Source organism: Nonomuraea solani, from assembly GCF_900108335.1.
Taxonomy (GTDB): Bacteria; Actinomycetota; Actinomycetes; order Streptosporangiales; family Streptosporangiaceae; genus Nonomuraea; species Nonomuraea solani.
Genome location: NZ_FNVT01000029.1, coordinates 80,494 through 104,148 on the forward strand (window position 1 = coordinate 80,494; position 23,655 = coordinate 104,148).

General features: G+C 70.1%; 22 protein-coding genes. 10 read left to right on the forward strand and 12 right to left on the reverse strand.

What is annotated here, in order from left to right; translation table 11 throughout:
- Positions 1 to 60 precede the first annotated feature (60 nt).
- Entirely contained in the window at positions 61 to 483 is a 423-nt protein-coding gene (locus C4V41_RS53475) for a MarR family winged helix-turn-helix transcriptional regulator (RefSeq protein ID WP_103963767.1), read from the reverse strand.
- Positions 484 to 625: 142 nt separating this feature from the next.
- Here C4V41_RS53475 and C4V41_RS53480 point away from each other — a divergent pair, with 142 nt between their 5' ends.
- Entirely contained in the window at positions 626 to 1,504 is an 879-nt protein-coding gene (locus tag C4V41_RS53480; protein ID WP_103963768.1) for a DUF4190 domain-containing protein, read from the forward strand.
- On the opposite strand, the gene C4V41_RS53485 is transcribed toward C4V41_RS53480, so the two are convergent.
- A complete protein-coding gene (locus C4V41_RS53485; protein ID WP_103963769.1) occupies positions 1,501 to 1,923 on the reverse strand; it encodes a sterol carrier family protein in 423 nt (140 codons plus the stop codon). The two genes, C4V41_RS53480 and C4V41_RS53485, sit on opposite strands and share 4 nt — an antisense overlap.
- 129 nt (positions 1,924 to 2,052) lie before the next feature.
- On the opposite strand from C4V41_RS53485, the gene C4V41_RS53490 reads away from it, so the two are divergent.
- Together C4V41_RS53490 and C4V41_RS53495 are read left to right on the forward strand one after the other, a co-directional pair.
- Positions 2,053 to 4,113 (forward strand): PhoX family protein, encoded by a 2,061-nt coding sequence (locus C4V41_RS53490; protein ID WP_103963770.1) that lies wholly within the window; start codon positions 2,053 to 2,055, stop codon positions 4,111 to 4,113.
- A 34-nt stretch (positions 4,114 to 4,147) separates the two neighbouring features.
- Positions 4,148 to 6,022 (forward strand): ABC transporter ATP-binding protein, encoded by a 1,875-nt coding sequence (locus C4V41_RS53495; protein WP_103963771.1) that lies wholly within the window; start codon positions 4,148 to 4,150, stop codon positions 6,020 to 6,022.
- On the opposite strand, the gene C4V41_RS53500 is transcribed toward C4V41_RS53495, so the two are convergent.
- Positions 5,989 to 7,398 carry a DHA2 family efflux MFS transporter permease subunit gene (locus C4V41_RS53500; RefSeq protein WP_103963772.1) on the reverse strand — a complete coding sequence of 470 codons (1,410 nt, stop codon included), beginning with the start codon at positions 7,396 to 7,398 and terminating at the stop codon, positions 5,989 to 5,991. The genes C4V41_RS53495 and C4V41_RS53500 overlap by 34 nt on opposite strands.
- Before the next feature lie 72 nt (positions 7,399 to 7,470).
- On the opposite strand from C4V41_RS53500, the gene C4V41_RS53505 reads away from it, so the two are divergent.
- The gene (locus tag C4V41_RS53505) at positions 7,471 to 8,127 is read left to right on the forward strand and encodes a TetR/AcrR family transcriptional regulator (protein ID WP_103963773.1); all 657 of its coding nucleotides are present in this window, start codon (positions 7,471 to 7,473) and stop codon (positions 8,125 to 8,127) included.
- A 10-nt stretch (positions 8,128 to 8,137) separates the two neighbouring features.
- Positions 8,138 to 8,887 (forward strand): methylenetetrahydrofolate reductase, encoded by a 750-nt coding sequence (locus tag C4V41_RS53510; protein WP_200824873.1) that lies wholly within the window; start codon positions 8,138 to 8,140, stop codon positions 8,885 to 8,887.
- 5 nt (positions 8,888 to 8,892) lie between these two features.
- Here the strand turns inward: C4V41_RS53510 and C4V41_RS53515 are convergent, their stop codons facing one another.
- Genes C4V41_RS53515 through C4V41_RS53525 form a run of 3 tightly spaced genes read right to left on the reverse strand, consistent with a single transcriptional unit; the run spans position 8,893 to position 13,101 of the window.
- Complete coding sequence (locus tag C4V41_RS53515; RefSeq protein WP_103963775.1) at positions 8,893 to 10,335, reverse strand: MFS transporter; 1,443 nt, start codon at positions 10,333 to 10,335, stop codon at positions 8,893 to 8,895.
- Between the two features lie 45 nt (positions 10,336 to 10,380).
- The gene (locus tag C4V41_RS53520) at positions 10,381 to 11,043 is read right to left on the reverse strand and encodes a Crp/Fnr family transcriptional regulator (protein WP_103963776.1); all 663 of its coding nucleotides are present in this window, start codon (positions 11,041 to 11,043) and stop codon (positions 10,381 to 10,383) included.
- 33 nt (positions 11,044 to 11,076) lie between these two features.
- Positions 11,077 to 13,101, reverse strand: coding sequence for an adenylate/guanylate cyclase domain-containing protein (locus C4V41_RS53525; protein ID WP_235030951.1), 2,025 nt, complete (start codon positions 13,099 to 13,101; stop codon positions 11,077 to 11,079).
- Positions 13,102 to 13,297: 196 nt separating this feature from the next.
- Between C4V41_RS53525 and C4V41_RS53530 the strand changes: the two genes are divergently transcribed.
- Positions 13,298 to 14,209, forward strand: coding sequence for a collagen-like domain-containing protein (locus C4V41_RS53530; protein WP_235030952.1), 912 nt, complete (start codon positions 13,298 to 13,300; stop codon positions 14,207 to 14,209).
- 46 nt (positions 14,210 to 14,255) lie between these two features.
- Here the strand turns inward: C4V41_RS53530 and purL are convergent, their stop codons facing one another.
- From purL to purS, 4 genes are all read right to left on the reverse strand, one after another.
- Positions 14,256 to 16,505, reverse strand: a complete 2,250-nt coding sequence (gene purL, locus C4V41_RS53535; RefSeq protein ID WP_103963777.1) for a phosphoribosylformylglycinamidine synthase subunit PurL — start codon at positions 16,503 to 16,505, stop codon at positions 14,256 to 14,258.
- 29 nt (positions 16,506 to 16,534) lie between these two features.
- Positions 16,535 to 17,215 (reverse strand): phosphoribosylformylglycinamidine synthase subunit PurQ, encoded by a 681-nt coding sequence (gene purQ / locus C4V41_RS53540; RefSeq protein WP_103963778.1) that lies wholly within the window; start codon positions 17,213 to 17,215, stop codon positions 16,535 to 16,537.
- Positions 17,216 to 17,363: 148 nt separating this feature from the next.
- Positions 17,364 to 17,801: an ATP-binding protein gene (locus C4V41_RS53545; RefSeq protein WP_235030953.1), complete on the reverse strand. Its 438-nt coding sequence runs from the start codon at positions 17,799 to 17,801 to the stop codon at positions 17,364 to 17,366.
- Positions 17,802 to 17,971: 170 nt separating this feature from the next.
- Positions 17,972 to 18,217: a phosphoribosylformylglycinamidine synthase subunit PurS gene (purS, locus tag C4V41_RS53550; RefSeq protein ID WP_103963780.1), complete on the reverse strand. Its 246-nt coding sequence runs from the start codon at positions 18,215 to 18,217 to the stop codon at positions 17,972 to 17,974.
- A 222-nt stretch (positions 18,218 to 18,439) separates the two neighbouring features.
- On the opposite strand from purS, the gene pdhA reads away from it, so the two are divergent.
- The 4 genes from pdhA to C4V41_RS53570 all read left to right on the forward strand — a co-directional run bounded on the left by pdhA (position 18,440) and on the right by C4V41_RS53570 (position 22,366).
- The gene (gene pdhA / locus C4V41_RS53555; protein ID WP_103963781.1) at positions 18,440 to 19,531 is read left to right on the forward strand and encodes a pyruvate dehydrogenase (acetyl-transferring) E1 component subunit alpha; all 1,092 of its coding nucleotides are present in this window, start codon (positions 18,440 to 18,442) and stop codon (positions 19,529 to 19,531) included.
- On the forward strand, positions 19,528 to 20,508 hold the full coding sequence (locus C4V41_RS53560) for an alpha-ketoacid dehydrogenase subunit beta (protein ID WP_103963782.1): 981 nt from the start codon (positions 19,528 to 19,530) through the stop codon (positions 20,506 to 20,508). Before pdhA ends, C4V41_RS53560 begins: the two co-directional genes overlap by 4 nt.
- Positions 20,509 to 20,518: 10 nt before the next feature.
- On the forward strand, positions 20,519 to 21,931 hold the full coding sequence (locus C4V41_RS53565) for a dihydrolipoamide acetyltransferase family protein (protein ID WP_103963783.1): 1,413 nt from the start codon (positions 20,519 to 20,521) through the stop codon (positions 21,929 to 21,931).
- Positions 21,932 to 22,072: 141 nt separating this feature from the next.
- Positions 22,073 to 22,366: a Dabb family protein gene (locus tag C4V41_RS53570; RefSeq protein ID WP_103963784.1), complete on the forward strand. Its 294-nt coding sequence runs from the start codon at positions 22,073 to 22,075 to the stop codon at positions 22,364 to 22,366.
- Here C4V41_RS53570 and C4V41_RS53575 read toward each other — a convergent pair.
- Positions 22,363 to 22,614, reverse strand: coding sequence for a hypothetical protein (locus tag C4V41_RS53575; protein WP_235030954.1), 252 nt, complete (start codon positions 22,612 to 22,614; stop codon positions 22,363 to 22,365). The two genes, C4V41_RS53570 and C4V41_RS53575, sit on opposite strands and share 4 nt — an antisense overlap.
- A gap of 56 nt (positions 22,615 to 22,670) precedes the next feature.
- Complete coding sequence (locus C4V41_RS53580) at positions 22,671 to 23,609, reverse strand: MBL fold metallo-hydrolase (protein ID WP_103963785.1); 939 nt, start codon at positions 23,607 to 23,609, stop codon at positions 22,671 to 22,673.
- Between the last annotated feature and the right edge of the window lie 46 nt (positions 23,610 to 23,655).

The window sequence follows — 23,655 nt, forward strand, 5'->3', positions numbered from 1 at the left end:
AATTAGCCGACTAATTAGCCAGCTAAGTCGAAGAGAAGACATGCCCGCAAGGGTGTTTCGCTAGGAGTGAAACGCGTTGTTGGGCATGGCACGGATCAGGCGGTTGAGGAGCGCGCGTTCTTCCGGGGTGAAACCCTGCAGCATGTCCTCGTCCATCCGGTTCCAGATCTCCTCCACCGGCTCGCGCAGCGCCTTGCCCGTGTCGGTGAGGTGCACGCGGCCCACCCGCGGCCGCTCGGGATCGGGGGCCCGGTAGACGATGCCCGCGCGTTCGAGGCGCTGGAGGGTCTTGGTGACCGTCGGAGGCTCGACGCCGAGCCTGGCGATCAGCTCGCCCTGGGTCAGGCCGTCCTCGTGCCACAGCTGGTTGAGCAGCAGCTCCTGGCCGACGTGCAGCCCGAGGGGGACCAGCGCGGCGGCCAGCCGGTTGCGATGCGTCTTCATGGCCTTGATCAGCGCGTAGGTCAGGGTCTCGTCCAGCATGCACTCATCTTGCCCGCCGCCTGCCGTTTTGGCGCATGGTGACCCAAGGATGAGCCTCCTCTTACCGTGTCGCGCGGTTTAGCCGGCGCCTGCCGAGTAAGGGTGAGGTATCCGGCATGCTGACCCGTCGGGAGACGCAGACGTGACCACACCTGGGGACCCGAACGAGCCCCGCCCGGGGCAGGACCCGCGCGAGGACCGTTCCGATGAGGACGCTCCGCCGCAGCACGAGCCCGAGTGGTGGAGCGAGGGTACGGTGCCGCGCGACGAACGGCCACCCGGCGGTGGCAGCGGTGAGGAGCGGCCGCCCGGCGGTGGCAGCGGTGAGGAGCCGATCACGCCCGTGCCGCCCGTGGTGCCGCCCGTGCCGCCGCGGCCCGACGTGCCGCCGGCGCACGAGCCCAGGCCCGCCGGCGAGCCCGGCCATCCCGACCTGCCCACCTCGCCGGAGACGCCGCAGCCCACGGGGAGCGACGCCGAGCGGACCCAGGTGTATCCGGTGCCGGGCGCCACGCCCACCTATCCGGGCTGGTCGGGCACCCCGCCGGAGGAGCCGCCCGGCAGGCCGACGCCGTCGCGCTACGACCAGGGCGGCCGGCCGAACTACGGCGAACCGACCGTGCCGGGCACCTCGCCCTCCAGTCCGTACGGTGGCCCGCCCGGCTACCCGCCGCCCCCCGGCCCCTACGGCCATCCCTACCAGCAGCAGTCACAGCCGGGCAGCGGCCTGGCGACCGCCTCGCTCGTCCTGGGCGTGGCCAGCCCCTTTCTGGTGTTCGTCTGTTTCACCGGCCTGATCACCGCCATCCTGTCGATCGTCTTCGGCTGCGTGGCGCTGGCCAAGCAGGCCGGCCGGGGCCGCGCCCTGGCCGGCATCGCCATCAGCGTCCTGTCGCTGATCCTGTTCGCGATCGTGGCGATCTGGTTCTGGAACGTGGTCCAGGAATGCGCGCACCTGCCCGGCCAGCTCGCCGACCGGTGCTTCGAGGACAAGTTTCCCTGGATGAACGGCAGCCGCTAGAGCGGCAGGTGCTCTGACAGGTCCGCCCGGGAGCCGCTGGCGGCGATGGCGCCCTTCGCCATGGCCTCGGCCCAGGTCAGGCGGCCGAGAGCGAGCTCGATCCAGGTGCGGCCGTCCGTTTCGACCACATTCGGTGGGGTACCGCGGGTATGGCGGGGGCCGACGATCGCCTGGACGGCGGCGTACGGCGGCACCCGCACCTCGACGGTCCTGCCCGGCGCCGCGGTCGCCAGTTTGTCGAGCAGGTAGCGCACCGCCTGCCTGGCCGCGTCGCGCTCGGGCCGCTCCCCGCGCTCGTAGGCCGCCAGCACGGCGGCCACGAGCGCGTCGGGCAACGCGGACGCCGGGCCGTCGTAAGGAGGCTCGTCGAGGGCCACGAGCTGACCGTCGAGGGCCGATCTCAGCTTTTCCTGGTCCATCTTGCGTGGTGGCACACCAACATTGTCTCCCGGGCAGCGTTCATCGAGATGGAGGTCATCGTTCACCTCCGGTTTCGACGGCGACCGTAGCCTCCCCGCCGTACAACCGCGCACTTTTATGGAGGACCTGTGGCGAACCCCCACGCGGGCGGGCGGCTGCTGCCGCTGCTTTCCACCCCGCACAAAGGTGGCCGATCCGCGCTGACGTGCCAGTTCCGCTGCGGCAACGCGTGCGCGCATGACGTGGCGAACACCACTTCCAACGCCTACTTCGGCGACGTGGTGAAGGAGGCGCTGTCGCGGCGCGGCGTGCTGCGGGCGGGCGTGCTCGGCGCCCTCGTGGCGGGCGTGGGCGTGTCGGGCGCCGTACCGGCCCTGGCGGACGAGACGACCCCGGCGCCGACGCCCACGCGGCCCGGCACCGGCGGCCTGACCTTCACCCCCGTGGCGCCGAACAAGGTCGACGCGCTGACCATCCCGGACGGCTACAAGTCCTCCGTGGTCGTGCGCTGGGGCGACCCCGTGCTCTCCGACGCGCCGGCCTTCGATTTCGACAACCAGAGCGCCGACGCCCAGAACAAGCAGTTCGGCTACAACTGTGACTTCGTGACGGTGTTCCCGATGGGCACCGACCGGGCGCTGCTCTGGGTCAACCACGAGTACACCGACGAGAACCTGATGTTCCGCGGCTACACCGGCGGCGCGGCGGCCACCGTGGAGCAGATCAAGATCGGGCTGGCCGCGCACGGCGGCTCGATCGTGGAGATCACGCGGGCGGGCGGCACCGGCCAGTGGGAGCTGCTCACCGGCGGCCGCCGCCGCTACAACCGGCGCATCACCGCTCAGACCCCCATGAAGTTCACCGGTCCGGCGGCGGGTCACGACCTGCTCAAGACGGCCGCCGACCCCGAGGGCCGCACGCCCGTCGGCATGCTGAACAACTGCGCCGGCGGCACCACCCCGTGGGGGACCGTGCTGACCGCCGAGGAGAACTTCGACCAGTACTTCGTCAACGGCGACAAGGTGCCCGACGCGCAGAAGCCGTACATCTCCCGCTACACCATCACGAACGGCACTCCGGCGAGCAGTCGCAGGTTCGACCGCGTCGAGGAACGCTTCGACCTGGCCAAGCACCCGAAGGAGGCCAACCGGTTCGGCTGGATCGTGGAGATCGACCCGTTCGACCCCGAGTCCACGCCGGTCAAGCGCACGGCGCTGGGCAGGTTCAAGCACGAGGCCGCCACCACGACGCTGGCCGAGGACGGCCGCCTGGTCGTCTACATGGGCGACGACTCCCGCTTCGAGTACATCTACAAGTTCGTCTCGAAGGAACGCTTCATCACCGGGAACGAGGCCCACAACCGGACGCTGCTCGACGAGGGCACCCTGTACGTGGCCAAGTTCACCGGCGACAGCCCGGCCACCGAGATCGACGGCACCGGCAAGCTGCCCGCCGACGGCGGCTTCGACGGCTCGGGCCAGTGGATCCCGCTCGTCTCGGGCACCACCTCGCACGTGCCCGGCATGTCCGCCGCCGAGGTGCTCGTCTACACCCGCACCGCCGCCGACAAGGCGGGCGCCACCAAGATGGACCGCCCCGAGGACATGGAGCGCAACCCGATCACGGGCGGCGTGTACGTGGCCCTGACCAACAACACCAACCGCACCGCGGCCCAGGCCGACGAGGCCAACCCGCGCTCGTCGAACAAGCACGGCCACGTCCTGGAGATCGTCGAGGCGGGCGACGACGCGGGCCGGACGACGTTCTCCTGGTCGCTCCCGCTCGTCTGCGGCGACCCGAAGGACCCGGCCACCTACTTCGCCGGCTACGACAAGACCAAGGTCTCGCCGATCTCCTGCCCGGACAACGTCACGTTCGACCGCGACGGCAACCTGTGGATCTCCACGGACGGCAACGCGCTCGGCACCAACGACGGCCTGTTCGTGATGCCCGTCCGGGGCGCGGAGCGCGGCCACCTGCGCCAGTTCCTCACGGTCCCGGTCGGCGCCGAGACCTGCGGGCCGCTGGTCACCAGCGACCAGCTCAGCGTGTTCGTGGCGGTGCAGCACCCCGGCGAGACCGACGGCGCGACCCCGGACAACCCGGGCAGCCGCTGGCCCGACGGCGACCAGCCGCGCCCGTCGGTCGCGGTGGTCTGGCACGCCCAGGGCAAGAAGATCGGCTCTTGACCTCAAGTTAAGTTGAGGCCATAGCGTTCCTCCCATGAGTATGGAAGTGACCGCCTGGCATCAGCTCTATTCGATGAACAACCAACCGCAGCGTCGCTCTGTCTCCAGAGTGACGCTGCGGCGTATCGCCGCCTTCGCCCGGCCGCACCGGCGCAGGATGACGCTGTTCCTGCTGCTCAGCGTGGTGACGGCGGGCCTGGCCGTGGGCGCGCCGCTGCTCGCGGGCCGGGTGGTGGACGCCATCTTCAAGGGTGAGCCGCTGGACGTGGTCGTCATGGTGGCCCTGCTGATCGCGGGGCTGGCGATCGCCGAGGCGGGGCTCGGGCTGGTGAACCGGTGGCTGTCGGCGGGGCTCGGTGAGAGCCTGATCCTCGATCTTCGTACGGCCGTGTTCGACCACGTACAGAAGATGCCGATCGCGTTCTTCACCAGGACCCGCACCGGCGCGCTGGTCAGCCGCCTGAACAACGACGTGATCGGCGCGCAGCGGGCCTTCACCGACACGCTGTCCGGCGTGGCGGGCAACCTGGTGACGCTCATGCTCACGCTCGTCGCCATGATCGGCATCTCCTGGCAGATCACCCTGCTCGCGCTGCTGCTCCTGCCGGTGTTCGTGCTGCCCGCGCGGCGCATGGGCACCAGGATCGCCAGGCTGCGGCGCGAGGCGGCCGACCACAACGCGGCCATGGGCACGCAGATGACCGAGCGCTTCTCGGCGCCGGGCGCGACGCTGGTGAAGCTGTTCGGCCGGCCCGCGCGAGAGTCGGCCGAGTTCGCCGCCAGGGCCCGCCGGGTGCGCGACATCGGGGTGCGCTCGGCCATGACCCAGTCGGCCTTCGTCACGGCGCTGACGCTGGTCTCGGCCCTGGCCCTCGCCCTCGTGTACGGCCTCGGCGGCTTCTACGCCCTGCGCCACCAGCTCGCCCCCGGCGCGGTCGTGTCGATGGCCATGCTGCTCACCCGCCTGTACGCCCCCCTGACCGCCCTGGCCAGCGCCCGCGTGGACGTGATGAGCGCGATCGTCAGCTTCGACCGCGTCTTCGAGGTCCTCGACCTCAAGCCGCTCATCCAGGAGAAGCCGGACGCCCGCGAGGTCCCCGACGGCCCGGTGGCGGTCGAGTTCGACGACGTGCGCTTCGCCTACCCGTCGGCCGACAAGGTCTCGCTCGCCTCGCTGGAGGAGGTCGCCACGCTCGACTCGCGCGGCGGCGTCGAGGTGCTGCACGGCGTCTCGTTCCGGGCCGAACCGGGTCAGATGGTGGCGCTGGTCGGCTCGTCGGGCGCGGGCAAGTCCACGATCGCCCAGTTGCTGCCCCGCCTGTACGACGTCGACTCCGGCGCCGTCCGGCTCGGCGGCGTGGACGTGCGCGACCTGACCGCCGACTCCATCCGCGACACGCTCGGCATGGTCACCCAGGACGGCCACCTGTTCCACGAGACGATCCGGGCGAACCTGCTGCTGGCCAGGCCGGAGGCGAGCGAGGAAGAAATCTGGGACGCGCTCACCAGGGCCAGGCTCGCCACGCTCATCGAGTCCCTGCCCGACGGCCTCGACACGGTCGTGGGGGAGCGCGGCTACCGGCTGTCGGGCGGCGAGCGTCAGCGGCTGACGATCGCCCGGCTGCTGCTGGCCAGGCCCAGGGTGGTCATCCTGGACGAGGCCACGGCGGCGCTCGACTCCACCTCGGAGGCGGCCGTGCAGGCGGCGCTCGGCGAGGCGCTGGAAGGCAGGACCGCCGTGGTGATCGCGCACCGGCTCTCCACCGTCCGGGCCGCCGACCTGATCCTGGTGATCGAGGACGGGCGGGTGGTCGAGCGCGGCACGCACGCCGAGTTGCTCGCCGCCGAGGGACGCTACGAGGAGCTGTACCGCACTCAGTTCGACGAGCCCACGGTGGCCGCCGCCTGAGGCTCCTCACGCTCGACGGGGGCGGGGCGCAGCGAGTAGAGCGCGACCGGGATCGCCGCCAGCACCACGATCGCCGCGACGACCAGCGTGAACTGGTAGGCGTCGAGGAAGGCCGGCAGCGGTGGCCGGTCGCTCGCGCTCTGCCGGGCGCTCAGGAACGCCCCCAGGAGCGTGATGCCGAGCAGCCCGAACACCTCGCGGGAGACGTTGAGCATGCCCGACGCCACGCCTGAGCGGTCCTGGGGCATGCCGCTGAGGATGGCGGCCGTCAGGGGGACCAGGAGGCCGCCGCCGAGGCCGTACAGGATGAACCAGGGCGCGACGTCCGCGTAGTCGCCGTCGGCTCCGACGCGGGAGATCAGGTAGATCGCGGTGCCCATGAGCGCCATCCCGAGCGCCACCGTGCGGCCGATGCCGATGAGCGCGCTGACCCGCTGCGACAGGAGCGCGGTCACGGCCATGACCAGCGCCATCGGCACGAACGACGCGCCCGCCTGGGTGGGGGAGAAGCCGAGCACGTTCTGCAGCCACAGGGCGCTGAAGAAGTAGACGCCGAACACGCCGAACGACCAGATCCCGCTGGTGAGCAGACCGCCGCTGAACACCCGCGACCTGAACAGCGACATCACGATCATCGGCTCGGCGGCCCGCGACTCCGCCAGCACGAACGCCACGGCCGCCGCGGCGAACACGCCGAACGCGGCCAGGATCTCCGGTGAGGTCCAGCCGGCGGCCTCGCCCTCGATGAGCGCATAAGTCAGGGCGAACAGGGCGATCGCCGAGGTGACCAGACCGGGCAGGTCGAGGTTGCGGCGTACGCGGGTGAAAGCCGGCCTGATGGCCCAGAGCGCGAGCCCCGACGTCACCAGCCCGATCGGGACGTTGATCAGGTAGATCCAGCCCCAGTGCAGGTTCTCGCTGATGAAGCCGCCCGCGGCGGGACCGAGCGCCATGGAGAGCGCCCCCGAGGCGCTCCAGATGCCGACGGCCCGGCCGCGCTCGGCCGGGTCGGGGAAGATCTGGCCGATCAGCGCCAGCGCGGTGGGCGTGAGCAGCGCGGCCCCGACCCCCTGCACGGCGCGCGCGCCGACCAGCATCCCGCCGGACGTGGCCAGCCCCGCCGCCAGCGAGGACAGCGTGAAGATCGCCAGCCCGCCCAGGAACACCCGGCGCGCGCCGAACACGTCCGCGAGCCGCCCTCCGGCCAGCATGAGCCCGGCGAAGACCAGGATGTACGAGCTCACGATCCACTCCAGCCCCGAGATCGTCAGCCCGAGGTCCCGCTGGATCGTCGGCAACGCGACGTTGCCCACGTTGTTGTCGAGATAGGTCATGAAGGTGCCCAACGTCACTGCGACCAGTGCCCACCATCGCATGCCACTGCCTCCTATACAGCGTACTTGTACGCCGTATAGTGGAACTTGTACGTCGTATAGTTGTCAACCGTGATGGGAAAACTGACCGCGCAGGCGATCGCGGAACGTGCTCTGGAGATCGGCGACGCCGAAGGTCTCGACGCCGTCACCATCAGACGCCTGGCCACGGACCTCGGCGTGACCCCGATGGCCCTCTACTGGCACTACAAGAACAAGGACCTGCTGCTCGTCGGCATGGCCGACCACCTGATCGGCGGCTTCGTCCCCGAGCCCGCCGACGAGCGCCCGTGGCAGGCCCAGCTCCGCGACCTGGCGGAGGGCCTGATCAGGGCGCTGCGCACGCATCCTTGCGCCAAGAACGTGATCGAGCAGATCGACCCGGTCGAGGTGCCGAACTTCCTGATCGTCTGGGACAAGGGCCTCGGGCTGGCCCGCAAGGCGGGCTTCGATGTGGACGAGAGCTGCCTGGTCACGAAATATCTGCTGCAGAGCGCCATCGCGATCGCCGACGCCCCGGTCCACCACAAGGCGAACTGCCGGACGGAGGAGGAGGCCGAGCAGCTCATGCGGGCGAAGAAGGCCGGGTTGCAGTCGCTGTCGCCGGAGCGCTACCCACACCTGGTGGAGATGGCCCGCCCGCTCGTGGAGGGCACCGCGCCGGGGCTCTACGACACGTTCGGCGTCGACCTCGTCCTGGGCGGCATCGAGGCGCTGGCGGCCAGGCGCTAGGGTCATGATCATGTCCTTCGAGCTGATCTGCGAGATCGAACCGCCCACCACGCCCGATCTGAAGCACGTCAGGCACCAGATCGGCACGATGAGCAAGATCGCCCACTCGTTTCTCATCCCGGACAACCACATCGGGCGGGCGACCGTGTCCAGTGTGGCCGTGGCGCACGAGGTCGAGGCGATGGGCGGGCGCGGCATCGCCTGCCTCAACTCGCGCGACCGCAACCTGCTGGGCTTCCGCCGCGACCTGCTGACGGCGGCGGCGTACGGGGTGGACCAGTTCCTGTTCGTCTTCGGCGACAAGCCGTCGAGCGGCAACCGGACGAGCGACCTGACGGTCCGGTCGATGATCGAGGAGGCGCGCGCGTTCACGCCGGGCGTCCGCCTGGGCGCCGCCGCCGGCCTTCGTCCGCTGCCGTCGTGGAAGCGGGCGGCCGACTTCCTGTTCTCCCAGGTGAGCTTCTCGGTGGAGGCCCAGCTCCGGTGGCGCGACGAGCACCCGGTGGACGTGCCGGTCTATGCCGGCGTCATGGTCCTGGCCAGCGCGAACCACGCCCGCACCCTCTCCGCCGCCATCCCGGACATCGCCCTGCCCGACGACCTCGTCGCCCGGGTGGCCGCGGACCGCATGGCGGGCGTGGAGGCCGCCTGCGAGCAGGTTCTCGCCCTGCGCGACTCGGGCGCCTTCGCCGGCGTCCACCTCATCCCGGTCTCCCGCTACCGCGACATCGAACCCAGACTGGCCGCGGCCCTCAGGTAAGGCGCTCAGCGGGTGCGTGGGCGGGCCAGGGTGGACAGGAGGAGGCCGGTCAGGGCGACCGTGAAGAGGACCGCGTACGCCCGCTGGAACCCGTCCATGAGCTGCCCCACCGCCACCGGCGACAGGCGCGACAGCGTCCCCGCGTAGACCTGTTCGCGCAGCGCGGGCCCCACCGACGAGGTCAGGACGCTCAGCGACAGGCCGATGCTGATCACGATCCCGACGTTCATCACCATGACCCGGAACCCGTTGACCACCCCCAGGCTGCCGGGCGGCAGGGCGCGCATGACCTGGGTCGTGTTGCCGGTCAGGAACGTCCCGCTGCCGCACCCGGCCACGAACAGGCCGATCCCGATCACCCAGTGCGGCGTCGCCGGGTCGGCCGTCAGCAGCAGCGTCCCGAGCCCGGCCGTGGTCAGCGCCGCGCCGCCGATCGACAGCGCGTACGGAGACACCCGCCGCCCCAGCAGGCCCACGATCGGCGAGGCCAGCCCGATCCCGACGGGCACGGGCAGCACGCTCAGCCCCGCCGCGAACGCGTCCGCCCCCCTGACCGCCTGGAAGTACAGCGCCACCACGAGGATCAGCGCCGACCGGGCCAGCGCGTTGCAGAACGAGGCCGCGTTGGCATAGGCCAGCAGTCGCCCGCCGAACAACCGCAGGTCCAGCACCGGGTTCGAGGAGCGCCGCTCGGCCAGCACGATCAGCGGCAGCAGCACCACGAAGACGCCCGCCCCGGTCAGCACCACAGGGCTGGACAACCCGCTGGAGCCCGCCTCCGAGAGGGCCAGCAGCAGCGCCGACAGCGCCGCGAACAGCAGCACGTTGCCCAGCGCGTCCACCGGCTCCTTGGGCCGCCTGGGCATCTTGCGCAGGAGCGTCGCGCCCACGCCGAACGCGAGGAGCCCGGCGGGCACGTTGACCCAGAAGATCCACTGCCAGCCGGCGACCTCCGCGATCAGCCCGCCCAGCGTGGGCCCGGCCAACTGCGCCACCGACAGCGTGCCGATGTAGACGCCCATGCCCTGGCTGAGCCGGTCCGGCGGGAACGCGTCGGTGATGATCACCGTGCCGTTCGCCAGGATCATCGCCGCCCCGATCGCCTGCAGCACGCGCATCGCGATCAGGAACCACACGTCAGGCGATAACCCGGCCAGCAGCGAGGCCACCGTGAACAGGGCGAACCCGGTCAGGTACACCTCCCGCCTGCCGAGCAGGTCGGCCACCCGGCCGAAGAACACCAGGCTCGCGGTGTTGACCAGCAGGAACGCCAGCAGGATCCAGCCGGATTCGAGCGCGCTGGCCTGGAAGTGCCGTACCACGGCAGGGAGCGCGACGTTGAGGGTGCTGCCGGCGATGCCGATGAGGACGAGACCGAGGCTGGTGACCGCGCACACCCGCCAGGCGTAGCGGAGGCGCCCGGCGTCCTGGGGGGTGACCGCGACCATGACCTCCACTATGACGTACGACGTACGTCCGTTTTGTGTCAGGGGTTACCGCGCGCGCTTCCGCAGTCCGTCGATGTCGTGGATCACCACGCGCCGCCGGCCGGTCTCGATCAGGCCCCGGTCGCGCAGCGTGCGCAGGGCCTTGCTGACGGCCTCACGGGAGGCGCCGGTCCAGCCGGCCAGCTCGTCCTGTGAGAGGGGCAGCGCGACGCGTACGCCGCTGTTGGTCTTCTCCCCGTAGCGCTCGGCCAGCTCCAGCAGCCGCGTGGCCACCCTGCCCGTGGTGTCGAAGGCGCCGTACTCGATGCGTTTGCGGTCGGCGTCCCGCAGCCGGCCGCTGACGAGCTGCATGAGCAGCACGGCCACGCGCCCGTGCGACTCCAGGAACGTGGGGAAGTCGCGCACCACGATGCCGGAGATCGGTTCGAGTGCGGTCACCGTGGTCGAGCGCGGCGACCCGTCGATGGCCGACAGCTCGCCGAGCAGCGCGCCGGGACCGCGTACGGCCAGCACCACCTCGGTGCCGCTGCTCGTGTGCGACGAGCACTTGACCCGGCCCTCCATCAGCAGGAGCACCCAGTCGGACGTGTCGCCCTCGGTCATGATGGTCGTGCCCCGGTCCCAGCGCCGCGGTCGTCCGGCCGAGCGCAGCGCCTCGACCTCCTCGTCGGTGAGCATGGACAGGAACTCGCCGGGCTCTGGATCCATGCGCCCGATTATGTCGGTACCGGCCCCGCCCTTCTATGTCATTTCGGTCAGAACGTAGGCCGCGACAAGTTCCTCCTTGCCCTTGAGGTTGAGCCGTCCCAGCGGGTTCACTGTCACGTCGGGCCCCAGTTGCCCGCGCGTCGTCTCACCGATCACCACCGTGCCGGGCTCGGCGATGCCCTGGAGCCGGGCGGCCACGTTGACGGCGTCGCCCATCGCGTTGAAGCCGCGCAGCTCCGGGCTGCCGATGTTGCCGACGAGCGCGGGACCCGTGTTGACGCCCACCCGGAACGTCGGCCACTCCACCCCGTCGTCCATCCGCCAGGCCATCTCCTCGGCGATCTCGGCCGCGGCCTGCTGCATGTCGAGCGCGGCCCGGCAGGCGGACCGGGCGTGCCCCGTCTGCGTGGCCGGGGCGTTGAACAGGGCCAGCAGCGCGTCGCCGACGAACTGCACGATCGTGCCGCCGTTGTTGAGAATGCAGGGGACGGCGGCCGTGTGATAGCGGTTGAGCATCTCGACGATCTCGCCGGGCGTGACCTTCTCCGAGAAGGTGGTGAAGCCCTTGAGGTCGGCGAAGAGCGCGGTCAGCTCCTTCAGCTCGCCGCCCAGCGCCGCCTGCCCGGGGTCGGCGAGCAGCGCGTGCGCCACGTCGGGCGACATGTACTGGTGGAAGAGCGTGTGCAGCTCCTGGTAGAGCCGGGCGTTCTCCAGCGAGATGGACAACTGCCCGGCCAGCGTCGCGGCCAGCGCCTCGTCCTGGTTCGTCCGCCCGATCGGCACCTCCAGCACGCCCGCCAGGTTCCCCTTGACGGTCAGCGGGAAGGCGAGCAACTGGTCGCGCTTGATCGGGTTGCCGTCGTTGAACTGATAGTCGCGCGAGCCGATCTGTGTCCTGCCGTCGGCCACGAGCGCGATCTTCACATCGCCGTACGCCTGCCGCACCCGCTCAAGCGAGGTGGTCAGCAACTGGTCCTCCGGCAGGCCGACCCTGGTCTGGGCGCTCACGGCCACCAGCGCGGCCAGCCGCTCCGACAGCTCCCGCTCGTTGGCCAGCGCCTCGCCCGCCCGGTCGAGCACCGCCACCTGCCCCTCGTTGAGCTTGAACTTGCCCGCCATCCGGGTCGCGGCCAGCGGTTCGCCCCTGCGTACGTGCTCGACCAGCTCCTCCAGCGCCTCGGCGTAGTCGCGCTGGATGCGCCGCACGGTCGCCGACAGCGTCACCGAGTCGAACAGGCCCGCGCTGGAGCCCTCGCGCCTGAACTGCAGGTAGGCGCTGTAGGCCACGAACACGAAGGCCAGGGTGAGCAGCAGGTGCCACTCCCACCAGGACAAATGCCAGTTGAGCTGCGACATCCCGGCGATCATCGACTCGGCCAGCAGCGCGTACGCGGTGATCAGGCTGATCAGCATGGCCGACGGGCGGCGCCGGTGGAGCAGGAACATCATCACGCTCGCGGCCACGTACAGGAGCAGGCCAGGAATGGAGGCCCAGGCCAGCCAGGGGACCGGTGTGACCGGCGGCGGCTCGCTGAGCGCCGTCAGCCCGGGGACCAGCGACGCGAACCCCCACAGCAGCATGAAACCGACCAGCGCCGAGCGGATGAAGTGCTGCGACCCCAGCACGCTCTTGGCCGCCCGCTCGCCGAGCGGCAGGGCGGAGGCGAACGCGAACGCGGCCGCGACCGAGAGCCCCACCTGCTGGCCCACGTCGAAGCCCAGCGAGCCGATCGGCAGGATGACGTCCGGCGTGGCCAGGCCGTGCATGAAGAAGAACCCGGCACTGCTCAGGAAGACCATGGAGCTGAGGAACAGCCGCGCGTCCTGACGCCGCCGCGACGCCTCGCTGATCATCACGCCCAGCGCGACGTTGATCCCGGCCACGGTGATGATCAGCCAGAAGTGGCTGGGGTTGTGGTGCCACTCGATGTTGATGGTGGGCTGGGCGAGCAGCAGCCAGAGGCCCAGCAGCGGCAGGATCAGGTGGATGGCCCACACCACGCCGCGCACGGGCTGCGTGGCGGGAGGCAGGTAGGTACCGGGACCGGGGATTGACACAGACCGATTATCCACGGGTGATCGGTGTCGCCAATGCGTCGTTTTACTCACCTCTGTGGACAACAATCGGTCAATCTGGTCAGTAACGCTCCGCTTCGTGATAAATACGTTATGTAGTCGGCGTCATCCTTTGGAACGTTTGAAGCGTGAATCTCATGCACCACATGAGCATCACCTGTCCTCTGGAAGGAAAGCCGTGGCCATCAAGATCCGCGGCGGGCGTACGATCACGCTCGCCACCGTCGGGGCGCTCGCCGCCTCGCTGCTCGCCATCGGTGGCACCGCCACCGCGTCCTCCGCCGCCGCCGAGGTGCACGCCTGCGTGCACAAGAAGACCCGGTACGCGCGCATCGTCAACCCCACGACGAAGTGCAGGAGGACGGAAGAGCGGATCCTGATCGGCGGCGGCACCTCCACGACCACCGTCCAGCAGGGTCAGCAGGGTGCTCAGGGCGAGCAGGGAAAGCAGGGCCCCAAGGGCGACACCGGCCTGAGCGGCCCGGTCGGCCCCCAGGGAAAGCAGGGCCCACAGGGCACCCAGGGTCCCCAGGGCCCTCAAGGCCCGAAGGGCGCGACAGGACCGCAGGGAGAGACAGGCCCGCAGGGTACGAAGGGCGACAAGGGCGACAAGGGCGTGCCCGGCTCCAAGGGTGACAAGGGCGACCGCGGCCTCCAGGGCCCGAAGGGCGACACCGGCCCGCAGGGACCGCAGGGCCCGAAGGGTGAGCAGGGCCCGAAGGGTGAGCAGGGCCCGAAGGGTGAGCAGGGCCCGAAGGGTGAGCCCGGCTCCGGCGCCAACTACACGACCTACGTCAAGACCGCGTCCATCAACTCGACCGGCGAGGAGTCGGTCAGTTGCGGCCAGGGCGGGATGGTGACCGGCGGCGGCTTCTCGTTCGGCACGCTCAAGAACGCCACCGTCATGAGCAGCGCCCCCGACGGCAACGGCTGGTCGGTGTACGTCGCCAAGAGCGACAACGGCAACCACGGTGCCGCCGCCACCTCCACCGAGACCCCCAAGGCCGACGACAAGATGACCACCAGCGGCCACGGTAACGGCACCAGCGTCAACGGCACCGTCTACGCCGTCTGCCTGAAGAAGGGTTAAGACGCAGAAGAGGGCCGGCGTACCGGCCCTCTTCAGTGAAGAACTCTCAGCCGAACAGCGCGGGAAGCGCCGCCGAGTGCGTTTCCCGCAGTTCCTCGACCGGCACCTCGAACACGTCCTCGACCACCAGCGACGCCCCGCCGGTCGTCCCGAGCCCGTAGCAGGGCACCTCGTGCCGCCCGCAGAGCGAGGCGAACTCCTCGTAGGCCTCCGGCCGCACGGCGACCAGGGCCCGCGAGGCCGACTCGCTGAACAGGTCGGTGAAGGCGTCACCGCTCAGCGCCACCGAGGCGCCGACGCCCCGCGCGAGGCAGGACTCGGCGAGCGCGACGGCCAGGCCGCCGTCCGAAAGGTCGTGCGACCCTTCGAGCAGCCCCCGGCCGGCCGCCTCGACCAGCACGGTCGCCAGCGCCTGCTCGGCCACGAGGTCGGCCCGCGGCGGCAGCCCGCCCAGGTGGCGGTGCGCCACGTGCGCCCACTCGGAGCCGCCGAACTCCTCGTGCGTGTCGCCGAGCAGCACGACCCGCAGCCCCTCGGCCACGAACCCGGTCGGCACCCGCTTGGCCACGTCGTCGATGACGCCGAGCACGCCCACGACCGGAGTCGGGTGGATCGCGGTGGAGCCGGTCTGGTTGTAGAAGGAGACGTTTCCGCCGGTCACCGGCACGCCGAGTGCCCGGCAGGCGTCGGCCAGGCCGCGCACGGCCTCGGCGAACTGCCACATGACCTCCGGGTCCTCGGGGGAGCCGAAGTTGAGGCAGTTGGTGACGGCGAGGGGCTTGGCGCCGCTCACGGCCACGTTCCGGTACGCCTCCGCGAGCGCGAGCTGCGCCCCCGCGTACGGGTCGAGCTTGGCGTAGCGGCCGTTGCCGTCGGTGGACAGCGCGATGCCCCGCGTCGTCGGCTCGGCGCCTTCGATGGCCTCGGAGATCCGCAGCATGCCCGCGTCGGCCGGCTGGGCCAGCACGGTGTTGGACCGGACATAACGGTCGTACTGGGAGGTCACCCACTCCTTGGAGGCCAGGTTGGGCGAGCCGAGCAGCTTGAGCAGCGTCTCCCGCAGGTCCGCGGGGCGCTCCAGCCGGTCGGGCGTGTCGGCGTTGAGCGCGACCTGCCCGGCGGGCTCGTGGAACGGGCGCTCGTAGACGGGGCCGTCGTCGGCGGCGGTGCCCGGCGGGATGTCCACGATGACCTCGCCGTCCCAGGTCATCACCAGGCGGCCGCTGTCGGTCACCTCGCCGATGACGGTGGCGGGGACGTCCCACTTCTCGCAGATCGCCATGAACGCGGGGATGTCGGAGGGCCGGACCACGGCCATCATCCGCTCCTGCGACTCGCTCATGAGGATCTCTTCGGGCCTGAGCGTGGGGTCGCGGAGCGGGACCAGGTTGAGGTCGACGTCCATGCCGCCGGTGCCCTTGGCGGCCAGCTCGGTCGTGGCGCACGAGACGCCGGCCGCGCCGAGGTCCTGGATGCCGACGACCACGTCGGCCGCGTACAGCTCCAGGCAGCACTCGATGAGCAGCTTCTCCATGAACGGGTCGCCGACCTGGACGGCGGGCCGCTTGGCCTGCGACTCGTCCTCGAAGGTCGCGCTCGCGAGCACCGAGGCGCCGCCGATGCCGTCGGGGCCGGTGGAGGCGCCGAACAGCACGACCTTGTTGCCAGGGCCGGGCGCGGTGGCGAGCTTGATCTGGTCCTTGCGCAGCAGGCCGACGCAGAGCGCGTTGACCAGCGGGTTGCCGATGTAGCAGGGGTCGAAGACGACCTCGCCGCCGATGTTGGGCAGGCCCAGGCAGTTGCCGTAGGAGCTGATGCCCTCGACCACGCCGGGCAGCACCCGGCGGGTGTCCACGGCGTCGGCGGCGCCGAAGCGCAGCGCGTCCATGACGGCGATCGGGCGCGCGCCCATCGACATGATGTCGCGGACGATCCCGCCGACGCCGGTGGCCGCGCCCTGGTGCGGCTCGACGTAGGACGGGTGGTTGTGCGACTCGATCTTGAACGTGGCCGCCCAGCCGTCGCCGATGTCGACCACGCCGGCGTTCTCGCCCATGCCCACCAGCAGCGCCTCGGACTTGGGCGCCTTGGTGGCGAACTGCTTGAGATGCACCTTGGACGACTTGTACGAGCAGTGCTCGGACCACATGACGCTGTAGATCGCCAGCTCGGAGCCGGTCGGACGGCGCCCCAGGATCTCCTTGACCCGGTCGTACTCGTCCTGCTTCATGCCCAGCTCGGCGAAGGGCATCGGCTCGTCGGGGGTCTCGGACGCCCGCTTCACGCTGTCGGTCATGTGTCTGCTGGCTCCCTCGCCGCGCTCGCTCACGTGTTCACCAGGTTCTTCAGAATGGAGCCGAAGATACCGAGGCCGTCGGTGCTGGGCGCGCCGACCAGGTCTTCGACGGCGTGCTCGGGGTGCGGCATGAGACCGACCACGTTGCCGGCCTCGTTGCGGATGCCGGCGATGTCGTTGAGCGAGCCGTTGGGGTTGCCGAGGTAGCGGAACACGACGTGGCCGCCGGACTCCAGCGCGGCCAGGGTGTCGTCGGAGGCCACGTAACGGCCCTCGCCGTGCTTGATCGGCAGCGTGATCTCCTGCCCCTGCTCGAAGGCGCCGGTCCAGGCGGTCGCGGTCTGCTCGACCCGCACCCGCTGGTCACGGCAGACGTAGTGGAGCGAGGCGTTGCGGGTCAGCGCGCCGGGCAGCAGGTGCGCCTCGCACAGGATCTGGAAGCCGTTGCACGTGCCGATCACCGGCAGCCCGGCCCTGGCGGCCGGGATGAGCTCCTCCATGAGCGGCGCGAACCGCGAGATGGCGCCGCAGCGCAGGTAGTCGCCGTAGGAGAAGCCGCCGGGCAGGAAGACGGCGTCCACTCCCTTCAGGTCGTGGTCGGCGTGCCACAGCGGAACCGCCTCGGCGCCCACGAGGCGCACGGCTCTGGCGGCGTCCTGGTCGTCGAGAGTTCCTGGAAACGTGACTACGCCCACGCGGGCAGCGCTCATGACAGTCGTCCCCTCCGGAGGAATGCGCGCGCCACCGCCCCTTCGGGGTGGACGGCGGTGTAATCAGGTTATCGGGTGCTCTCAAATGGTCCGCATCGGCACGCGCCCAGCGAACGAACCCGAGGGACGGGCAGAGCGAACGGGCAGGTCAGACCGCTGCCAGCTCGCGGGGACGGGCATCGGCCGCGTCATCCCAGGCGAGCAGCTTGCGCAGGTGGACCGTGGTGCCCCGGCCGGGCGTGATGCCGAAGGAGATCTCGTCGACCACGGAGCGCATGATCAGCAGACCGCGGCCGTTCTCGGTGTCAGGAGGAGGAAAGCAGGGCGGAAAGGACGGAACGCCGTCACCGTTGTCGGCGACACGGACGTCGCACCGGCCGTAGCCGATCGCCGCCGTCACCTCGTAGCGGTTGGCCGGCCCTCCGTGCCGCACCGCGTTGGAGCAGGCCTCGGACACGGCGAGCAGCATGTCGGCGATGCAGGTTTCGCTCACGTTGAGTGATCGCATGGCATCGCCAAGCACTCGCCTGACCATCGGTATGCCGATCGCATCCCGAGGCAGTGCCAACGAGAACTCAATATCCACCGGGCTCCTCCGGGCGCCTGAATGTCACCTGGAGTAAGTTTCCCTGAGAAATCGGGGCTAACCGCAAAATCACGTTGTTGTTATTTACTGTTGGCAAGCCCGTGGCATTGTGGCACGTCGGAACCACGCTTTAACCCCCCAGGGGGAAATCCAGGCACCAAAAGTGCTCTCTAGCCCTCAACCCGGACGCTGTAGTCCTCGATCACGGTGTTGGCCAGCAGGGTCTCGGCCATCTTGCGGACCTCCTCCAGCGCCGCCTCGTCGGCCGGGCCCTCGAGTTCGACCTCGAAGCGCTTGCCCTGCCGCACTGCCGAGACGCCGGAGAAGCCGAGCCGGGGCAGTGCCCTGGCGATCGCCTGGCCCTGCGGATCGAGGATCTCGGGCTTCAACATGACGTCCACGATGACGCGGGCCACTGCGTTCCTCCTGGGTACGGCGGGTGGATGGCAAGCACAGCCTACCGGCGCGTGTGGCTGCCGACACAACGGGAACGGGGAGGACATGGGGCTTGCGCACAGGGCTGTGACGTCTGCCACGATGGCCCCATACGCGTACGAACCACCACCTCATGGTTCTCGCAAGGTAAGGCCGGCCAGGTGGCGACCCCATCGACAACGGCCCCGACCAGCAGGAGTGGCATGACAATCGACGCCTCTCGCGGTGCTGAGGCACCCCCGGAGCTCGTCCAGCTACTGACCCCCGAGGGTGAGCGGGTCGAGCACCCCGATTACGACATCGATCTGACGCCGGAGGAGGTCCGGTCGCTCTACCGCGACCTGGCACTCGTACGGCGCGTCGACCTGGAGGCCGTGGCGCTGCAACGCCAGGGCGAGCTGGGCATCTGGGCCTCGCTGCTGGGCCAGGAGGCGGCCCAGATCGGCTCGGGCCGCGCGCTGACCGACTCCGACATGGCCTTTCCCACCTATCGCGAGCACGGCGTGGCGTGGTGCCGCGACGTCGACCCGGTGAAGCTGCTCGGCCTGTTCAGAGGGGTCAACCACGGCGGGTGGGACCCCAAGGAGCACAACTTCCACCTCTACACGATCGTCATCGGCAGCCAGACGCTGCACGCGGTCGGCTACGCGATGGGCATCCAGCGCGACGACGCGAGCGCCGCGACCATCGTCTACTTCGGTGACGGCGCCACCTCCCAGGGCGACGTCAACGAGTCGTTCATCTGGGCCAGCGTGTTCAACGCGCCCATCGTGTTCTTCTGCCAGAACAACCAGTGGGCCATCTCCGAGCCGCTGGAGAAGCAGACCCGCATCCCCCTCTATCGCCGGGCCTCCGGGTTCGGGTTCCCCGGGATCAGGGTCGACGGAAACGACGTGTTCGCCTGCCTCGCGGTGACTCGCAAAGCGCTCGAAGCAGCCCGTACGGGGCAGGGGCCGACGCTCATCGAGGCGTTCACGTACCGGATGGGCGCCCACACCACGACCGACGACCCGACGCGCTACCGGGTGGCCAGCGAGCTGGAGGCGTGGAAGCTGAAGGACCCGATCGAGCGGGTCAAGTCCTACCTGTTCAAGAACGAGCTGGCCGACCAGGCGTTCTTCGACTCGGTCGAGGCGGAGGCCGACCAGCTCGGCGCCGACCTGCGCCGGCGCTGCCTGGCCATGCCGGACCCCCGGCCGCTTGACATGTTCGACCACGTCTACAGCGAGCCCCACGCCCTGATCGACCAGGAGCGCGCCCAGTTCGCCTCTTATCTGGAGGGGTTCGAAAAATGAGCGTATTGAGTCTTTCCAAGGCGCTCAACGAGGGCATGCGCAAGGCCATGGAGGACGATTCCAAGGTCCTCATCATGGGCGAGGACGTCGGCAAGCTCGGCGGCGTGTTCCGGGTCACCGACGGCCTGCAGAAGGACTTCGGCGAAGACCGCGTCATCGACACGCCGCTGGCCGAGTCGGGCATCATCGGCACCGCGATCGGGCTGGCGCTGCGCGGTTACCGGCCGGTGTGCGAGATCCAGTTCGACGGGTTCGTCTTCCCTGCCGCCGACCAGATCATCACCCAGCTCGCCAAGATGCCGATGCGCTCGCTCGGCGCGATCAAACTGCCTGTCGTCGTACGCATTCCATGCGGCGGCGGCATCGGCGCGGTCGAGCACCACAGCGAGTCGCCCGAGGCGTACTTCACCCACACGGCCGGGCTGCGGGTGGTCGCCTGCTCCAACCCGGCCGACGCCTACACCATGATCCAGCAGGCCATCCGCAGCGACGACCCGGTGATCTTCTTCGAGCCGAAGCGCCGCTACTGGGAGAAGGCCGACATCGACACCACCACGACCGACTGGTGGACGCCGCTGCACGCCGCCAAGGTCCTGCGCCCGGGGGCCGACGTCACGCTGCTGGCGTACGGGCCCATGGTCAAGACCTGCCTGGAGGCGGCCACGGCGGCCGAGGACGACGGGCGTTCGCTGGAGGTCGTCGACCTGCGCTCGCTCAACCCGCTGGACGAGCCGGTGGTGATGGAGTCCGTACGCCGGACCGGGCGGGTCGTCGTGGTGCACGAGGCGCCCGTGAACAGCGGCTTCGGCGCCGAGCTCGCGGCCAGGATCACCGAGCGGTGCTTCTACCACCTGGAGTCGCCCGTGCTGCGGGTCGGCGGCTTCTCCACTCCCTACCCGCCGTCGAAGCTGGAGGAGCACTACCTGCCCGACCTTGACCGGGTGCTCGACGCCGTCGACCGGACCTTCGGGTACTGAGGGGATTGCCATGCGACGCGAGTTCAAGCTCCCGGACGTCGGCGAGGGGCTGACGGAGGCGGAGATCGTCCGCTGGCACGTCAAGGCCGGTGACGACGTCAAGGTCAACCAGATCGTGGTGGAGATCGAGACGGCCAAGTCGATCGTCGAGCTGCCGATCCCGTGGGAAGGGGTGGTGGCGGGCCTGATGGCGGAGGAGGGCCAGACGATCGAGGTGGGCCTGCCGATCATCGCCGTGGACACCACCGAACCCGGCGACCCGCCCGCCGGAACCGGCGGGCCGGCCGGGACCGCCGCACCCGCCGGGACCGCCGGCCGGGTCGAGGCGCTGGCCGAGGACATGGTGCCGAACCCGCCGGCGGAGGGCGCGGTCGAGCCCGGCGCCCACGGCAGCCCGGCGCCCAAGGAGGAGCGCCAGGCGGTCCTGGTGGGCTACGGCGTCAAGACCGGCGCCACCAAACGGCGCGCCCGCAAGCCGTCGGCCACCCCCGCCAACCCCGTGGCCAACCCGTCCCGCGTGGAGGTCGGCGGCCCGCTCGTCAGCGCACCTCCTCCCACGACCGGCCGGGTGGCGGTGCTGGCCAAGCCGCCGGTCCGCAAGATGGCCAAGGACCTGGGCGTGGACCTGACCGCCGTCACCGGCACGGGCCCCGAGGGTTCGATCACCCGCGAGGACGTCCAGTCGGCGGCACAGGCGCCCGCCCCCGAGCCCCGGCGGCAGCAGCCCGAAGAGCGCATCCCCGTCAAGGGCGTGCGCAAGATGACCGCCAAGGCCATGGTCGCCAGCGCGTTCACGGCCCCCCATGTCACCGAGTTCCTCCAGGTCGACATGACCAGGACCATGGAGGCCGTCCAGCGCCTGCGCACCCTGCCCGAGTTCGCCGGCGTCAAGGTCTCGCCGCTGCTCCTGGTGGCCAAGGCCGTGCTGACGGCGGCCGGACGGCACCCGATGATCAACTCGGCGTGGGACGAGGAGGCCCAGGAGATCGTGGTCAAGCACTACGTGAACCTGGGGATAGCCGCCGCCACCCCGCGCGGCCTCGTGGTGCCCAACGTGAAGGGCGCGCACGAGCTGTCACTCCCCGAACTGGCGGCCCGGCTCGCCGAGCTCACCGAGACGGCCAGGTCAGGCCGTACGCAACCGGCGGAGATGTCGGGTGGCACCATCACGATCACCAACGTCGGCGTGTTCGGCGTGGACGCCGGCACCCCGATCCTGAACCCCGGCGAGGCCGCCATCCTCGCCTTCGGCCAGGTCAGGGACATGCCGTGGGTGGTGGACGGCGAGCTGGCGGTGCGCAAGGTGTCGACGCTGTCGCTCTCCTTCGACCACCGCGTCGTGGACGGCGAGCTCGGCTCGCTGTTCCTGCGCGACGTGGGCGCCATGCTGGAGGACCCCCTGCGGGTGCTGGCGTGGAGCTGACGAGCTGATGGGATACGGCGGCCGCCGGGAGGACCCCTCCCCCGGCGACCGCCGTAGGCCGGGACACCCGCACCCGACCACCTCAGAGTCGGGGACGCCCCGATCGAATACATCGATCGGGCATCTCGCTAAAGTTGCCGCATGATCCGCCACATCGTGCTGTTCACCTGGACCGAAGAAGCGACCGACGAGCAGAAGGCCGCCGTGACGGCCGAGCTGCGCAAACTGCCGGGCCTCATCCCGCAGATCCGCTCCTACACCGTGGGCGCGGACGCGGGCATCAACCAGGGCAATCACGAATACGCCGTGGTGGCCGACTTCGACAGCGTCGACGACTACCTCGTCTACCGTGACCACCCCGACCACCAGACGGTGATCGCCGAGCGCATCAGGCCGATCCTGGGCGCCCGCGCCGCCGTGCAGCTGAGCGTTTAGAGGTCGGGCGGGTTGTTCTCGCGGTGCATCAGCCTGTTGTCCGACGTCTGACCCCGCCGGGGAGCCAGCACGATGCTCAGCACCACCCCCACGCCACCGACGATCATGAAGATGACGCCGATGATGTCCATGTGCACGCTGTCGCCGAACACATCCGGTTCGATCGCGAACCTCAGGATGGCGCCAAGCGTGAGGAAGAAGATACTTACCCCGACACCCATGACGACCTCCAGGCAAATGGCGAGCATATGGCGAGTACAGCACCCGTCATACCCGGGTATCGCCGATCACACCCGCCCGGATGTCAGGCCAGGCAGGACAGCGGCTCGCCACCGTTGTACGTGATCATGTCGAGTACGGCCGTGACCAGGTCGATCGGGGCGCCCGGCGGCTTGCCGTCGAGTTCGGCGTATGCACGGTGCAGGTTGCCCACGATGCGCTCGGAGTCCAGCAGCCCGCCCCATTCGCCCAGATCGGTCTCCCTGGCCGCGTCGAGCGGAGACAGCCCCGCGGCGTGGCCCCGCTCGGCGGTCCGCCGCACGAAGCGCAGATAGCCCTCGACCCGGTCGTACTCCTCGGGCCCGCACACCTCGCCGTGCCCGGGCACGACGGTGGCGGCGTCCAGCAGCCGGAGCTGGTCGAGGGCCTGGAGCGCGCCGGTCACCGAGCCCATCAGCACGAACGGCGTGCCCCCGTTGAAGACCAGGTCGCCGGCGAACAGCAGCCGCCGCTCCGGGATCCAGACGTAGGAGTCGTTGGTGGTGTGCGCGGCGTGCCCGACGTGCCTGACCTCGCACCGCAGGTCGTCGGAGTACATGGTGATCTGGTCGGTGAAGGTGAGGAACGGGGGCGCCACTTCGAGCTTGCCCCATTCGACCTCGGGCGACCACGCGGCCCGGTAGGTGGGGATGCCGTCGGCGATGATCTGGTCACGTACGCCCTGGTGGCCGACGATCGTGGCCTCGGGGAACAGCCAGTTGCCGAACGTGTGGTCCCCGTGGTGATGGGTGTTGATCAGCGTGGTGATCGGCCGGTCGGTGACCTTGCCGATGGCCTCGCGCAGGGCGCGGGTGCGGCGCTCGGTCGAGCAGGAGTCCACGCAGATGACGCCGCGCCGTCCGGCCAGGAAGCCGGTGTTGTTGATCCACCAGCTCCCGTCGGGCTGCAGGTAGACGTAGACGCCGTCCGACACCTCTTCGACACGCGGCGGAGGCAGGGGATGATCGTGGGAAGACGAGCTCATGCCGGTGAAACTACTCGCCGCGAGCCCGGCTGACTGTGTCGAAAAC

Excerpts from the sequence above, each read along its gene's own strand:
- C4V41_RS53565 (WP_103963783.1), top strand. The coding sequence starts at position 20,519 with ATGCGACGCGAGTTCAAGCTCCCGGACGTCGGCGAGGGGCTGACGGAG.
- C4V41_RS53475 (WP_103963767.1), bottom strand. The coding sequence starts at position 483 with ATGCTGGACGAGACCCTGACCTACGCGCTGATCAAGGCCATGAAGACG.
- purQ (WP_103963778.1), bottom strand. The coding sequence starts at position 17,215 with ATGAGCGCTGCCCGCGTGGGCGTAGTCACGTTTCCAGGAACTCTCGAC.
- pdhA (WP_103963781.1), top strand. The coding sequence starts at position 18,440 with ATGACAATCGACGCCTCTCGCGGTGCTGAGGCACCCCCGGAGCTCGTC.
- C4V41_RS53510 (WP_200824873.1), top strand. The coding sequence starts at position 8,138 with ATGTCCTTCGAGCTGATCTGCGAGATCGAACCGCCCACCACGCCCGAT.
- C4V41_RS53560 (WP_103963782.1), top strand. The coding sequence starts at position 19,528 with ATGAGCGTATTGAGTCTTTCCAAGGCGCTCAACGAGGGCATGCGCAAG.
- C4V41_RS53495 (WP_103963771.1), top strand. The coding sequence starts at position 4,148 with ATGAGTATGGAAGTGACCGCCTGGCATCAGCTCTATTCGATGAACAAC.
- C4V41_RS53515 (WP_103963775.1), bottom strand. The coding sequence starts at position 10,335 with ATGGTCGCGGTCACCCCCCAGGACGCCGGGCGCCTCCGCTACGCCTGG.
- C4V41_RS53500 (WP_103963772.1), bottom strand. The coding sequence starts at position 7,398 with ATGCGATGGTGGGCACTGGTCGCAGTGACGTTGGGCACCTTCATGACC.
- C4V41_RS53485 (WP_103963769.1), bottom strand. The coding sequence starts at position 1,923 with ATGGACCAGGAAAAGCTGAGATCGGCCCTCGACGGTCAGCTCGTGGCC.
- C4V41_RS53570 (WP_103963784.1), top strand. The coding sequence starts at position 22,073 with ATGATCCGCCACATCGTGCTGTTCACCTGGACCGAAGAAGCGACCGAC.
- C4V41_RS53505 (WP_103963773.1), top strand. The coding sequence starts at position 7,471 with ATGGGAAAACTGACCGCGCAGGCGATCGCGGAACGTGCTCTGGAGATC.
- purL (WP_103963777.1), bottom strand. The coding sequence starts at position 16,505 with ATGACCGACAGCGTGAAGCGGGCGTCCGAGACCCCCGACGAGCCGATG.
- C4V41_RS53575 (WP_235030954.1), bottom strand. The coding sequence starts at position 22,614 with ATGCTCGCCATTTGCCTGGAGGTCGTCATGGGTGTCGGGGTAAGTATC.
- C4V41_RS53520 (WP_103963776.1), bottom strand. The coding sequence starts at position 11,043 with ATGGATCCAGAGCCCGGCGAGTTCCTGTCCATGCTCACCGACGAGGAG.
- C4V41_RS53580 (WP_103963785.1), bottom strand. The coding sequence starts at position 23,609 with ATGAGCTCGTCTTCCCACGATCATCCCCTGCCTCCGCCGCGTGTCGAA.